Below are 13,886 nucleotides of genomic sequence, written 5' to 3'. Positions count from 1 at the left end.
ATTTTATTACCATGAAGCCAAACGATGTTGTTTCATCCCTGCCTAACAATCCGACAACCAAGAACAATGCCCCTGTCGAAGCTGCGCAGCAGGAACAACAGCCAGGCTTAGATTTTGTACGTCAGGTCATTACCGATGATTTATCAGCAGGTCGTACAGAACAAGTTGTAACACGTTTTCCACCTGAGCCAAATGGCTACCTACATATTGGTCATGTAAAAGCTATTTGTCTGAACTTTGGTATTGCTCAAGAATTCGCAGGTCTATGTAACCTCCGTTTTGACGATACAAACCCAGATGCCGAAGAGCAAGAGTATGTAGACGGTATTGCCAATGACGTGAAATGGCTAGGTTTTGAGTGGAATGGCGAGCCACGTTATGCATCGAGCTATTTTGATCAGCTTTACACTTGGGCAGTGCAATTGATTGAACAAGGTGATGCCTATGTGGATTTGCAAAGCCCTGAAGAAATCAAACTAAACCGCGGTAATTTTGTTGAGCCGGGTAAAAACTCGCCGCAACGTGATGCTAGCGTAGAAGAAAACTTAGCGCGTTTTGAACAAATGCGTAATGGTGAGTTAGGAGAAGGTCAGGCAGTACTACGTGCCAAAATTGACATGACTTCACCTAACATTCATATGCGTGATCCTATTTTGTATCGTATTTTGCATTCAGAACATCACCAAACTGGTGATAAATGGAAAATGTACCCAATGTACGATTATGCGCATCCATTATCAGATGCCATTGAAGGGGTTACGCATTCACTGTGTACACTAGAGTTTGTTGATCACCGTCCATTCTATGACTGGGTTGTAGAGAAAGTTAAATCACCATCTGTACCACGTCAGTACGAATCAAGCCGCCTAAATGTAGATTACACCATTACCTCTAAACGTAAATTACGTAAATTGGTTGAAGGTGGATTTGTGAATGGTTGGGATGACCCACGTATGCCGACCGTTGTGGGTATGCGCCGTCGCGGCTTTACCCCAGAAGGTCTGCGTGACTTCTGTAAACGTGTAGGTGTAACGAAAGTCGATGGCAGTATTGTTGATGTTGCAATGCTTGAATATTGCATCCGTCAGTCTTTAGAAAATACTGCTTCACGTGGTATGGCGGTGTTAAACCCACTGAAAGTGACTTTAACCAACTTGCCTGAAGCAATGGATTTGGTACATGCACGTCATCCAAACGTGGACATGGGTGACCGTATTATTCCGTTGACTCAAGACATTTACATCGACCGTAAAGACTTTGAAGAAGTTGCACCTAAAGGTTTTAAGCGTCTGATCCCGGGCGGTGAAGTGCGTTTACGTCATGCGTATGTGATTAAGTGCGATGAAGTGATTAAAGACGAGAACGGTGAAGTGGTTGAATTGAAATGTTCAATCGACCCTGAAACTTTAGGTAAAAACCCTGAAGGCCGTAAAGTGAAAGGTGTTGTACATTGGGTTTCTGCAAGCAAAGGTATTGCTGCGGAAGTTCGTATTTACGACCGTTTATTTACTGAGTCAGACCCTGAAGTGGGTGATGACTTCCTTGCAAACTTAAATCCTGAATCACTGAAAGTGGTTCAAGCGGTCATTGAGCCTGCATTGGCAGAAGCAAAACCTGAAGATCGTTTCCAATTTGAACGTGAAGGTTATTTTGTTGCAGATCAGTTTGATCATACAGCGGAAAAACCAGTGTTTAACCGTATTCTAGATTTGAAAGACAGCTTCAAACCAGGCAAATAAAATCTTAGCTTTTAAATGGATTCATCTTTGAATCCCCAATAGGTTAAGATCAAGTAGGTTAAGATTAAGCTCAACTTCGGTTGGGCTTTTTTCATTGTTGAAATTGTTCATTAAGGCAGTACAGAGGGGAAATAAGTGATCATTCGAAATAAAAATAATAGTTTTAAACTTTTATTTGCATGGCATGGCACGATACTCCCAAAAGTCATGCCTGCGTTGGCTGTCGTCGTGAGTTTGTCGGCGATTTTGGTGTATCTAAGCGCTGCACACTACCTGAATACGCCTGAAGTTCCAGCCATCGGATTTACCATCTTTGGGGTGATTCTGTCGATTTTTTTGAGCTTTCGAAATACTGCCTGTTATGACCGTTGGTGGGAAGGGCGCAAGCTTTGGGGCTCATTGATTGCCAATACACGCCACATGATTCGTGATAGCCATGTCCTTGAAGATGAGCAGAGAACCGTGTTGATGTACCGCATCATGCTGTTTTGCAATTTGTTACGTGATCGCTTACGCTATGAATCACAAGATATTGCACATTTTAAAGACGGCGTAGCTTTGACGGATCAGCAATGGCAGCAATGCCGAGACAATATCAATGCACCACAGTATTTACTTGAAATTATTCAAAAAGATTTAGTCAAAGCCTATAAGCAAGGTCAGATTACAGACATTATCTACAGCACGCTTACACGTCATACCGTAGCGATGGGTGATATCCATGCAGGCTGTGACCGTATTATGACCACGCCATTGCCATTTTCATATTCGGTGCTTTTACATCGCGCGGTGTATTCATTTTGTCTGATTTTGCCATTTAGCCTAGAGGCCAGTTTAGGGATTTGGACACCTGTCATTGTGGCTTTGATTGCGTATTTATTTTTAGGTTTGGATGCGTTAAGTGCAGAGCTGGAGGAGCCTTTTGGCTTGCAGGAAAATGATTTGCCGCTGGACTCGATTGTACGAAACATTGAGCGTGAAATGTTTAGCAGCCTAGAGGTGGAGCTTCCGCCATTGATTAAGACTTTTAACAGTAATTTAAGATAAATTCTTGGCCTAATTTTCAGATAAATTAGGCGATACATACCACGCATATTGATGCTGAAAAAAATCGTCCAAGTGTCGCATAAAAGCCTGTACTTTAGGCGGAACAAAATGTCGATGCGGAATTACCACATAGATTGCAGTACTTTGAAGAGGGATCTTGGGTAGAACTTGGATGAGCTGGCCAGATTGTAAATCTTCATCCACATGCCAGATGGAGTGGTTTGAGATGCCTAAACCTGCAAGTGCTGCTTGGCGTACACCTTCACCTGAGTTGATATGAAATTGCCCTGAAACGGGTATTTTTATGCTGTATTGATCTTGGAAGAATGTCCAATATTGCGAAACGCCTTTAGGGTATTTCTGTAAAATGCATTGGTGCATAGAGAGCTCTTCTAGAGAGCGAGGTTCGCCATGTTGCTCGATATAGTTTGGCGAGGCACACAAAATACGACGGTTTAAGCTAAGTGGTTTAGCAATCAGCGATGAGTCTTCTAGTTGACCAATACGTATCGCAACATCGATACCTGCCGAGACCAAATCTAAATTTTGATCGGTCTGTTCAATATCCAAAGTCAATGTTGGATGCAACTTGGCAAAGGCTGCAAATACTGGCCCTAAAATACGATTTCCAAAAACTTCTGAACATATGATTTTTAATACGCCACTGAGTTGTTGTGGTTCAGGCTGAAATTGGCTCAGTAGCGAATTAAATTGTTCGAGTAAGGGAAATCCTTGTTGCAATAAAACAGCACCTTCCTGTGTTAAATGTAGTTGCCGTGTGGTGCGATGAAATAGGCGTAGCCCTAAACTTTGTTCAAGTCTGTGTAGACGGCTACTAGCGACAGAAACAGAGAGATTGGCTTCTTTGGCGGCTTGACTGATTGAACCCAGTGTCGCCATTCGTGTGAATAAGTCGAAATCTTCAGTCAGCATTATCAATATAATCAAGAAAGTCTTTCTTGATATTCAGGGTTTTTCTGATAAACATCTGTACTTATTCTGTGTATAAATCAAACACAGGAAATCACCATGAATTATCACAATCTAGGGCAATCTGGCTTGCAAGTATCAGAGTTTGGCTTTGGTGCAGGTACATTTGGCGGGCAAGGCCCAATTTTCTCTGCATGGGGGCAAGCGAGCTTAAATGATGCTCAGCGCATGATTGATCTCTGTATTGATCAAGGCGTGAATTATTTCGATACCGCAGATGCTTATTCAAATGGTGTCTCTGAGCAGATGCTCGGTGCATTACTTCAATCAAAACGCCAAGAGGTGATTATTTCCAGCAAAGTGGGTATCCGATTGAATGATGGAATCAATCAAGGTGGATATTCTAGAAGCTATTTAATTCAAGCCGTAGAGGCGAGTTTAAAGCGGTTAGGCACAGATTATATTGATGTGCTGCAACTGCATCAGTTTGATAGCACGACGCCACTTGAGCAGCTGATGCGCAGTTTAGATGACTTGGTAGGTAGTGGAAAAGTTCGCTATATCGGTGTGTCGAATTTTTCAGGCTGGCAGCTCATGAAAGCGCAGTCGATTGCCCAACAGCAGGGCTATGAAAAGCTAAGTGTGCATCAAGTCTATTATTCTTTGATTGGACGTGACTATGAATGGGAGTTGATGCCTGCGCAGCATGATCAATAGATTGGTGCAGTGGTATGGAGTCCGCTAGGCTGGGGGAGATTAACAGGAAAATTTGATCGTGAGCATGCGATTCCAAAGCAAAGTCGACTACATGAGACAGCACAATTCGCACCACCAGTTCAACACGAAAAGTTATTTGCAGTGTTAGATGTAATGCAAGAAATCGCCATGGAAACAGGGCACTCTATTCCACAGATTGCATTGAATTGGCTGAAAACCAGACCGACAGTGTCTAGCATTTTGATAGGCGCACGTAATGAACAGCAACTGTTGGATAACCTTGCGGCGAAGGAATGGTCATTAAGCGTAGAGCAGTTAGCCCGATTAGACGCAGTCAGTGCAGTGTATCCACCTTATCCATACTATCCCTATTGGAATGGGCAATTTATAGAGAAGAATCCCACGCTAGTGACATCAGCATTTATTACAGAACATACAGCAGAATAGGGCAATAACAATTCAGTGGTAGGCAATGATCAGTGCTCTGTGCTATCACTGAATAAAATTAAAATACTGTAGGAATGCTGATGAGTGTCGTGATTGAAACCCAGATGTTAATTCGTAAGTCCATCAATATCGTATTTAATGCTTTTGTTGATCCTTTAATAACACAGCATTTTTGGTTTAGTGCATCGAGTGGATATCTAGAAGAAGGTAAAACGGTGCAATGGACTTGGCAAAAATATAATGCAGTCGCCGATGTAGACGTGCTGAATATTAAGGAAAACAAATTAATTCAAATACAGTGGGGAGAACCAAAAACTCAGGTCGATTTTATTTTTGAGCAAATTAGCCCGATGGAAACCTATGTCCGCATCAAAAATTCAAAGATTCCTCTGCAAGGTCAGGCATTGATTGATTTTATTATCGATAGTACAGGTGGTTTTACAACGGTTTTGGATGCAGCCAAAATTTATTTAGAACATGGCCTGCAAAGCAATTTGGTTGAAGACAAATTTCCACCTTTTAGCAATGCGAACTTTTAGCAATGTGAAGAGTGACCAAGATTAAGTATTACATCTGATACGCTAAAATAAAAAGCTTGTGTATTAGCGCAGTATTTCTAAGCAATGTGCTGATGTATTGAAATTTGATAAAGCCACGGTTCAATGCTGCTACAGTGAATTAACGATTCTTATGTTCTTCACGCTTTAAATAGGTATAAACCGGCATTTGCATTTTGGCTTTTTCACGCAGTTTCTTTTTGATATAGAACACCAGAGCAAAGCAAGTAGTGGTCACGGTCAGCATCATGCTACTCATAAAACTCATCAGAGAACTGACATAGCCAATCGTGGTGAGTCGGTTCATCATACGGAACACTTGAGGACTACTTTCAACGCCGGTAATGGCCCATGTGCATAAGTGTTCACAGTTATTAATAATCAGATGATAGTTGTTTTCATGCATGCGAGAGCGCATACGACGCACCACTTTACGACCTTTAAATTTTGGATTGCTATATGACTGAACGATAATTTTTTTGCCGTGGCTGAATTTTTCGATCGAAGTCATTTCAATCGGATGTTTTTTGAAAAGGTGTGCAAAACCAGAGTAGTGAATGACTCTACCGCGGCCGGCATATATGCCATGATGGCTATAACCGAAGTGTTTAACAATCAGATGTGTTCCAAGAGGAAAACCATCTTTCTGCACATGCATGTATTTACCAGTCCTACTTTAAATCCGAATTATTTTTAAAGATTAGTCTACTTTTAATCTGTGAATTAATCGACTATTTTAGCGATGATTTAGCTAAAATTTGTTCGATTTTTAACGTGCGCTATGGATAGGGTCATGCTTGGTCTTCAATTAACCTCAATGTTTAAAAAAATGCGCTTTATGATGCTGCTCGGTCTGATTTTCTCACCGAGTATTTCCTATGCCAATATTCAAGCGAAACGTGTCAGTCAGCCTATTGCCGTGGATGTGGTTGAAATTTCCGATCTGAGTCAACTGAAGCTCTATTTATATGATACACAGCAGCAGCCATATCAAGACCTACAGCGACTAAAGCAGGTATTAGCGCGTAAGTGTAATACGATGAACTTCGCAATGAATGCCGGGATGTATCATGCAGACTTAGCACCTGTTGGTCTATACGTTGAAAATGGAGTGCAGAAAAAAGCCTTGAATCGTGCAACACGAGGCTTTGGTAATTTTTTAATTCAGCCGAATGGTGTTCTAGCATGGAATGGCAAGCAAGCGGTGATATCAACCACACAAAAATATGCTTCCACAGATTTTAAGGCACGTTATGCAACGCAGTCAGGTCCAATGCTGGTGGTAGATGGAAAAATCAATCCAAACTTTATCCCACAGTCAGATTCATTGAAAATCCGCAATGGTGTGGGGATCAAAAACGGCAAGTTGTATTTTGTGATCAGTCGTGAAGGCGTGTCGTTTTATGCATTTGCACAATATTTTAAGCAGCAATTATCGATTAACAATGCCTTGTATTTAGATGGATCTGTGTCTAGTGCAGATATCCAAGCGTTGAATAGACATGATTCGAGTTTAAAACCTTTAGGGCCAATTGTAGCGTATACAACAGGATCTCAATGCAAACAATAAAAGCCCGAATAATCGGGCTTCATCTGTACAGTGTTTAGATTGATAGAAACAACTGTTTATTTGCCGACTAAACCTAAAAAGGTACTTTGGGTTTGGCACATTTGAATGGCTTGTTCTTTAGATTGTTTTTTAATACTTTCTTCAAACTGTTTTTTCTGTTCTTTGATTTGTTCTTCGTTTAAGCCCATTTGTTTCGATAGGGCTTCGAGCTTATCCCAAGATTCTTCGCATTCTTTGGGGATTTGGCTACAAGCACTTAGACTAAGTATGCAGCAGGCAATAAGGCAACTTGTTAATTTATTCATGTTCATTCCTTTAATTTTTATATCAATGCTGTTTAGAGGTCATCTGCCTCTTATTTGATGCAATATTAGGTTTTATTGTCGTGTGTTTAAAAATAGACATTACTGATTTGCCTTGGAGCATAGCATAAAAGCTGTAAATAGTGATGTGGCCAATCCACAAACCTGATCTGTAAATAAGCGGCATACTTTTGATTAGACTAAAAATGAAAAAGGCACTCTGTAAAACAGAATGCCTTGTTTGAACATTGAATGTTCAGACTCTACTGTAGAGGTAGATGCTGGATTTCATTTAATTCCTTACGGCTATAACCGCGCGAAGCGAGTACTTTTTTAATACCGAGGATAACATCTTCATCCGTTGCCTTTGTAAGAGCAGCAATAAGCTGTTCATTGGTTTTACAAGAGCAATCATTTTCAACACAGGCAATTTGATTCTTATGCCCGTTTTGCTGTTCATTAGCGAACAACTTATGCCAAAAACTCATAGAGCCTTCATTTGCGACCTAACATAGGACGAAATATAACCAATCCAATAAATAAAGCAAGACTACTAAAGTGAAATTTTAGCCACTTGAATCATCATTTTTTCGATTAGACTTTTAAAATCTTTAACTTATTTGTTCTTAAAGCTGTTCATAAATATGCATGTGACGAGAAAATAAAGCTTTTTTAGAATATAAAAAAGGAGCTTTTAGAAAGCTCCTTTTATGACAGCAACATGACTTGAAATAATTTGTTTAAATCTTCTCAAGAAACACGCCAGACTCTACATGGTGTGTATAAGGGAACTGATCAAATAAGGCAAATTTGCTGATTTTATGCGTTTGTGAAAGTAGTTTGAGATTGTCATGCAAAGTATCTGGGTTGCATGAAATATAGATAATGCGTTCAAAACGTTGCAACAGTTTTAGTGTTTCATCATCGATACCTGCACGCGGTGGATCGACAAATACTGTATTGAAGTTATAGCTCGTAATTTCAATTTCAGCTTCTTCAAGGCGGCGGAATGTACGTTCAGCATTGTAGGCTTGGGTGAACTCTTCAGCTGATAGACGAGCCACTTGGATATTATCAATGCCATTTTGCTCAATATTCCACTGTGCGGCATAGACTGAAGACTTGGCTAATTCTGTTGCCAAAACGCGATTAAAGCGTGTTGAAAGAGGCAGTGTGAAATTACCATTACCACAGTAAAGCTCAAGTAAGTCTTTATCAGAGTGATCGGCAGCCTGACATGCCCATTCCAGCATTTTTTGACATACGCCGGCATTTGGCTGAGTGAAACTACTTTCAATTTGTTTGTACTGATATTTACGGTCAAAAACTTGGAGTTCTTCAACCACATAGTCATCAGTTAAAATCACGCGCTGACCACGACTACGACCATAAATCTTGATATTGAGCTTTTCAGATAGGGCTTTGGCAGCTATTTCCCATTCAGCATTGAGCGGGCAGCGGTAAACCAATGAAACCAGCATTTCGCCTTTCAGCGTTGCCAAGAAATGAACCTCAAATAAACGGCTCGATAAGATCTCTTGTGCCTTGAGTTCATTTAATAATATTGGCATTAAGTCATTAATGCTTTTATCTGCAATCGGGAAATCTTTAATTTCTACAACTTGTTTTTCATTGTCTGCATTGCGTTCAAACATTGCATAGAACATATCATTTTCAGTATGCCAAATTCGGAATTCCGCTCGCATACGAAAGTTTTGTTCAGCAGAAGGAAAAACTTCTAAAGAGGGAGGGTTGTATTCTGAAAATTGAGCCGTAATGCGGGCAACTTTGGCATCAAGTTGTTGCTGATAAGTTGAAGTCATATGCAGTAAAAAATCGCAAACATATTAAAAAAAGTCATGTTAGCAAAATTCACCTTATAAGACTAAATTAATTCCACTTTTGGCTGTATTTATCTGTCGAGAGGATGAGTCTGAATGCGCTAAACAGAATATTTATCTAGGGGTAGTTAAAAAAACGCTCAATCTTTATGGAACATTCATAAAGATTGAGCTAAGTGAGGAACTGATTAGTTGGAGTTCAATTCAGTGTTTAATTCATTGTCATTAAGCTGGCATTACCACCGGCTGCCGCTGTATTGACACTGATTGCCCGTTCAATCACGAAACGTTCTACAGGGATGTCATATTGGCCTGAAGCTAAATGTGTAATGCCAATAATTGCACCTTCACGAGACGCGATGACTTGTTGAATTTTTAATAACTCAGCTTTTTCACCATGATGTAAAACCGCATCAAAATTGCCATGATAAATATCCGTGATCACTTTAAATTGGTCTACGAGGACTTTTGGCATGCTATTTAAGTGTTTCAACACAAAAGTATTGTCTGCAAGTACAACAGGCTGACTACCCACCGATAAAATCGCAGCAATTTGATTCAGTTGATCTGCATCATTGTTAGCCAATGAAAGCACACCCTTACGTGCCAAAATGGCATATTGGTTGTTTTCACCGGTTGGGCCTTGTAGCTCAAAACTTTGTCCAGCGGCTATGGCCTGCGGTGCTTGAATCGCAATGCCTGAAAAATGCTGCTTCGCCCAAGTGTTAAAAGCTTCATATGCAGGGAAGTGTGTAGCTTGCGTTTCTGCCTGAGCCGCATAAGGTGTAGCCAGTTTTTTCTCAGAAACTTGATGCATTAAACGGTAAAGATATAAAGGACCGCCCGCTTTTGGACCAGTACCTGATAAGCCCTCGCCGCCAAAAGGTTGTACACCAACCACAGCGCCTACAATATTACGGTTAATGTATAGGTTGCCAACTTCTGCATGACCGATAACTTTTTGAATCGTGTCATCAATACGTGTATGCAAGCCCATGGTTAAACCATAACCTTTGGCATTGATTTGCGTTAATAGGTTTTCAATCTCACCATATTTGTAGGTGATTAAATGCAATACTGGCCCAAAAACTTCGTGTTCTAAATCATTTAAATGTGGAAGTTCAATTAAAGTTGGTGCAACAAAAGTTCCCGTACTTAACGCATTGCTATCAGCATTAAACATGATTTGATGTACGGGATAGCCTTTGCTACGCATCTTCTCAATATGTTTTTCAATATTTTGTTGTGCTTCAAGGTCGATCACTGGGCCAATGTCAGTTGCTAAAAGTGCAGGATTTCCGACACGAAGTTGCTTCATCGCACCTTGTAACATGGTACGGACTACGTCCACATTATCTTCTTGCACACAGAGAATACGCAGGGCAGAACAGCGTTGACCTGCACTGTCATAGGCAGAGTTAACGACATCCAATACCACTTGTTCTGTCAATGCTGATGAGTCAACAATCATGGCATTTTGACCACCAGTTTCAGCAATCAAAACTACACTTTCGCCAAATTGGTTTAAGCGCTGTGCCACGGTTTTTTGCAAGATACGTGCGACTTCGGTTGAGCCTGTAAACATGATGCCTTGGACACGTGAGTCCGCGCTGAGTTTGGCCCCAATGGTTTCGCCACGGCCAGGGAGAAGTTGCAATACATCGAAGGGAACACCTGCTTCCCATAAAATATGTACAGCTTGAGCAGCAATCAGAGGCGTTTGTTCAGCAGGCTTGGCAATCACGGTATTACCTGCAACCAAGGCTGCAGCAATTTGACCTGTGAAAATAGCAAGCGGGAAGTTCCATGGGCTAATGCACAGCACAGTACCTAGGGGTTCAATTTGCGTATTCTCTGCTAGATCAATTATTTGAGCTGCATAATAACGTAGGAAATCTACAGCTTCACGGACTTCAGCAATAGCATTGGCATAAGTTTTACCACTTTCACGTGACAACAACACCATCAGAGATTGCAATTGTGCTTCCATCAAATCCGCCGCACGGTTTAAGCATGCTGCACGCTGATCTTTGTCTAAAGTTTTCCATGAAGCTTGGGCATTTACCGCATTATTGAGAGCGATTTCCGCTTGTTCTAAACTGGCTTCGCTGACACTACCGACCACATCACTATGGTTTGCAGGGTTTGTAATGTTGATACTTGCAGTATGAATTTCTTCTAAATTAGCGCCCATTGCACTAGCATGCCACTGGGTATGTGCATGCTGTACTGCCGTGGTATTGAGCTGAGATAAGTCGCGATCATTGGCTAAATCGAGTCCTTTTGAGTTGCGACGTTCTGAGCCATACAAATCTTGCGGAAATGGGATGGATGGATGCTTAGCGCCAGTCACACCTTCTTTTTCAGCAGCCGCTAATATCGTCTGTCTTGGATTTTCAATTAAATCTTCAATTTTTAAATTTTTATCTGCAATACGGTTGACGAAAGAGGTATTCGCACCATTTTCCAGTAAACGTCGAACTAAATAGGCCAATAAGGTTTCATGGTTACCCACCGGTGCATAAATACGGCATGGCACACCCAGTTTGTTGTCAGATTTCGAACCCACCACTTGTTCATAGAGGGGTTCACCCATGCCGTGAAGGCACTGAAATTCATACTGGCCTGGATAGTAAAGCTCTGGCTGTGCTAATTGGTAGATCGTAGCAACAGTTTGCGCATTGTGTGTTGCAAACTGAGGATAAATTTGCTCAGGTGCAGCCAAGAGTTTTTTAGCACATGCAATATAAGATAGGTCGGTATGAACTTTGCGCGTAAATATAGGATAGTCACTCATACCCTCAATTTGCGCTTTCTTAATTTCGCTGTCCCAGTATGCACCTTTCACCAAGCGAATCATTAAACGTTTTTGGCTACGCTTAGCGAGGTCAATAATATGGTCGACCACATAGAAACAGCGTTTTTGGTAGGCTTGAATCACAAATCCAATACCTTTCCAATCCGCTAATTTAGGCTCAAAACACAGGCGCTCAAGTAGTTCCAATGAAATTTCAAGGCGGTCAGTTTCTTCGGCATCAATGTTTAGACCAATATTGTAATGCTTGGCTAATACTGCAAGTTCAAGCACTTTGCCATAAGCTCGTTATGTACACGATCGATCTGCGAGCGTTGGTAGCGTGGGTGTAGGGCAGATAATTTGATCGAAATACCTGCACCGTTATAAACATCTTTACCTTCAGAGGCTTGACCAATCGCGTGGATCGCATCGGTATAGTCTTGATAATAACGTTCTGCATCAGGTTCAGTTAATGCTGCTTCACCTAACATGTCATATGAATAGCGGAAGCCTTTGTCTTCTAATACTTCTGCATGTTTAAGCGCTTCATTGATGGTTTCACCTGTAACAAACTGTTCACCCATCATACGCATAGCCACGTCTACAGCTTTACGGATAATGCCACGTCCACTGCGTGCTAAAATACCGGTGAGTAGGCTAGACAGACTTTTTTGTTGAGGGGTTTCCATCAGTTTGCCCGTCAGCATTAATCCCCAAGCAGCAGCATTTACGAACATGAGGCTACTTTGGCCAACATGATCTTTCCAGTTACCTTGGTTGATTTTATCTTTGATCAGTAAATCACGTGTTGCTTTGTCTGGAATACGGAGTAGCGCTTCGGCTAAACACATGAGCGCGATGCCTTCCTGAGAAGACAATGAAAACTCTTGTAGCAAGCCTTGCACAATGCCTGCTTTACCTGTACCGCTTTTACGTTCACGTAATGAATGGGCTAAGTCAAAAGCCAATTGTTGAATTTGATCGCTGATCGGGGAAGGGATTTCACTGTGTGCTAATAAGTTTTCAATGCACTCAGTTTCAGCACGACGCCATGCTGTATTAATCGATTGTTCAAAGCTATTCTTTTCTTTAAATTCAGTGATGTAGTCATCGCTTCCCGTGACTTCAAATACTTTTCCATTCATGTTTCAATTTTCCGTGTCAAAGTTCTATGACGAGCAAATAAATCTTGAGCTTGATCCTTTATTTAATTTATCATCACAGAATATTTAGCGAATAACTCACTATAGTTTTAATAATATTTAGAGAAAAATTCAGATGACTAGCCCATATTTGAGCTTAGACCGTATAGATATTCGAATTTTAGAGCTGCTGCAAGAAGACGGAAAATTGTCCAATATTAAGCTTGCGGAAATGGTGAATTTATCACCCACTGCGGCGTTGGCACGTGTGCAAAAATTATCGAAAGAGGGCTTTATTTTAGGCTATGAAGCACGTTTAAATCCGGTCTTACTCAACAATGGATTTGTGGTTTTTGTGGAGATTTTACTAGATAAAACCACACCCAATGTATTGGAAGATTTTTCGGATGCAGTGCGTCAAATTCCAGAAATCGTAGAATGTCACATGATCAGCGGTGGTTTTGATTTTGTGGTGAAAATACGCTGCGCAAATATGGAAGAATTTAGAAAAATTTCAGGGCAGGTGCTTTGGCAATTACCTGGTATCAAGGAAACGCGTAGTTATCCTGTGATGGAAGTAATCAAAGAAAGTATGCAAATTAAGCTGAAACCTGCGGCTCGGCCGAAGTAGCTAATCATCAATAATTGAGTATAAAAAAGGGCATTTAGCCACTGCTGTCCCATAGTTTGCTTTAAATAAAAAAACCTGAGTCCTAACAGTTAAAATATGAGTGCAAACAAACACTTTAACGACCAGGATTCAGGTTTTGTCACATCAGAATACCGTATTTCATGAG

At 40.9% G+C, this 13,886-nt stretch carries 10 protein-coding genes and 2 pseudogenes; 6 read left to right on the top strand and 6 right to left on the bottom strand.

The window, feature by feature from the left end; translation table 11 throughout:
- The first annotated feature begins 11 nt into the window (after window positions 1–11).
- Window positions 12–1,739: a glutamine--tRNA ligase/YqeY domain fusion protein gene (locus FTU83_RS07005; RefSeq protein WP_180004641.1), complete on the top strand. Its 1,728-nt coding sequence runs from the start codon at window positions 12–14 to the stop codon at window positions 1,737–1,739.
- Window positions 1,740–1,874: 135 nt separating this feature from the next.
- Window positions 1,875–2,786: a bestrophin family protein gene (locus FTU83_RS07000; protein ID WP_180010129.1), complete on the top strand. Its 912-nt coding sequence runs from the start codon at window positions 1,875–1,877 to the stop codon at window positions 2,784–2,786.
- Window positions 2,787–2,795: 9 nt separating this feature from the next.
- Here the strand turns inward: FTU83_RS07000 and FTU83_RS06995 are convergent, their stop codons facing one another.
- Window positions 2,796–3,719: a LysR family transcriptional regulator gene (locus tag FTU83_RS06995; RefSeq protein WP_180105989.1), complete on the bottom strand. Its 924-nt coding sequence runs from the start codon at window positions 3,717–3,719 to the stop codon at window positions 2,796–2,798.
- 96 nt (window positions 3,720–3,815) lie between these two features.
- On the opposite strand from FTU83_RS06995, the pseudogene FTU83_RS06990 reads away from it, so the two are divergent.
- Together FTU83_RS06990 and FTU83_RS06985 are read left to right on the top strand one after the other, a co-directional pair.
- A pseudogene (locus FTU83_RS06990) lies at window positions 3,816–4,880 on the top strand (aldo/keto reductase).
- A gap of 80 nt (window positions 4,881–4,960) precedes the next feature.
- A complete protein-coding gene (locus FTU83_RS06985) occupies window positions 4,961–5,419 on the top strand; it encodes an SRPBCC domain-containing protein (RefSeq protein ID WP_180026256.1) in 459 nt (152 codons plus the stop codon).
- Window positions 5,420–5,558: 139 nt separating this feature from the next.
- Here FTU83_RS06985 and FTU83_RS06980 read toward each other — a convergent pair whose 3' ends face one another.
- Window positions 5,559–6,095 carry a lecithin retinol acyltransferase family protein gene (locus FTU83_RS06980; protein ID WP_078193494.1) on the bottom strand — a complete coding sequence of 179 codons (537 nt, stop codon included), beginning with the start codon at window positions 6,093–6,095 and terminating at the stop codon, window positions 5,559–5,561.
- Between the two features lie 135 nt (window positions 6,096–6,230).
- Between FTU83_RS06980 and FTU83_RS06975 the strand changes: the two genes are divergently transcribed.
- The gene (locus tag FTU83_RS06975; protein ID WP_257222540.1) at window positions 6,231–7,007 is read left to right on the top strand and encodes a phosphodiester glycosidase family protein; all 777 of its coding nucleotides are present in this window, start codon (window positions 6,231–6,233) and stop codon (window positions 7,005–7,007) included.
- Between the two features lie 56 nt (window positions 7,008–7,063).
- Here FTU83_RS06975 and FTU83_RS06970 read toward each other — a convergent pair whose 3' ends face one another.
- The 4 genes and pseudogenes from FTU83_RS06970 to putA all read right to left on the bottom strand — a co-directional run bounded on the left by FTU83_RS06970 (window position 7,064) and on the right by putA (window position 13,092).
- Window positions 7,064–7,312 carry a hypothetical protein gene (locus FTU83_RS06970; RefSeq protein ID WP_078188680.1) on the bottom strand — a complete coding sequence of 83 codons (249 nt, stop codon included), beginning with the start codon at window positions 7,310–7,312 and terminating at the stop codon, window positions 7,064–7,066.
- A gap of 260 nt (window positions 7,313–7,572) precedes the next feature.
- A complete protein-coding gene (locus FTU83_RS06965) occupies window positions 7,573–7,797 on the bottom strand; it encodes a hypothetical protein (RefSeq protein ID WP_168378613.1) in 225 nt (74 codons plus the stop codon).
- A 252-nt stretch (window positions 7,798–8,049) separates the two neighbouring features.
- Window positions 8,050–9,132, bottom strand: coding sequence for a tRNA (uridine(54)-C5)-methyltransferase TrmA (trmA, locus tag FTU83_RS06960; RefSeq protein WP_180004645.1), 1,083 nt, complete (start codon window positions 9,130–9,132; stop codon window positions 8,050–8,052).
- Window positions 9,133–9,361: 229 nt separating this feature from the next.
- Window positions 9,362–13,092: pseudogene (gene putA, locus FTU83_RS06955) on the bottom strand (trifunctional transcriptional regulator/proline dehydrogenase/L-glutamate gamma-semialdehyde dehydrogenase).
- Window positions 13,093–13,225: 133 nt separating this feature from the next.
- On the opposite strand from putA, the gene FTU83_RS06950 reads away from it, so the two are divergent.
- Window positions 13,226–13,720, top strand: coding sequence for an Lrp/AsnC ligand binding domain-containing protein (locus FTU83_RS06950; protein ID WP_078188676.1), 495 nt, complete (start codon window positions 13,226–13,228; stop codon window positions 13,718–13,720).
- The last annotated feature ends 166 nt before the right edge of the window (window positions 13,721–13,886 follow it).

Source organism: Acinetobacter sp. YH12152 (assembly GCF_013418285.1).
Lineage (GTDB): Bacteria > Pseudomonadota > Gammaproteobacteria > Pseudomonadales > Moraxellaceae > Acinetobacter > Acinetobacter amyesii.
Note: the sequence above shows the minus strand (reverse complement) of the source record. Positions and strands in the feature narration are given on the sequence as shown.

Excerpts from the sequence above, each read along its gene's own strand:
- FTU83_RS07005 (WP_180004641.1), top strand. The coding sequence starts at position 12 with ATGAAGCCAAACGATGTTGTTTCATCCCTGCCTAACAATCCGACAACC.
- FTU83_RS06995 (WP_180105989.1), bottom strand. The coding sequence starts at position 3,719 with ATGCTGACTGAAGATTTCGACTTATTCACACGAATGGCGACACTGGGT.
- FTU83_RS06985 (WP_180026256.1), top strand. The coding sequence starts at position 4,961 with ATGAGTGTCGTGATTGAAACCCAGATGTTAATTCGTAAGTCCATCAAT.
- FTU83_RS06980 (WP_078193494.1), bottom strand. The coding sequence starts at position 6,095 with ATGCATGTGCAGAAAGATGGTTTTCCTCTTGGAACACATCTGATTGTT.
- FTU83_RS06975 (WP_257222540.1), top strand. The coding sequence starts at position 6,231 with ATGCTTGGTCTTCAATTAACCTCAATGTTTAAAAAAATGCGCTTTATG.
- FTU83_RS06970 (WP_078188680.1), bottom strand. The coding sequence starts at position 7,312 with ATGAATAAATTAACAAGTTGCCTTATTGCCTGCTGCATACTTAGTCTA.
- FTU83_RS06965 (WP_168378613.1), bottom strand. The coding sequence starts at position 7,797 with ATGAGTTTTTGGCATAAGTTGTTCGCTAATGAACAGCAAAACGGGCAT.
- trmA (WP_180004645.1), bottom strand. The coding sequence starts at position 9,132 with ATGACTTCAACTTATCAGCAACAACTTGATGCCAAAGTTGCCCGCATT.
- FTU83_RS06950 (WP_078188676.1), top strand. The coding sequence starts at position 13,226 with ATGACTAGCCCATATTTGAGCTTAGACCGTATAGATATTCGAATTTTA.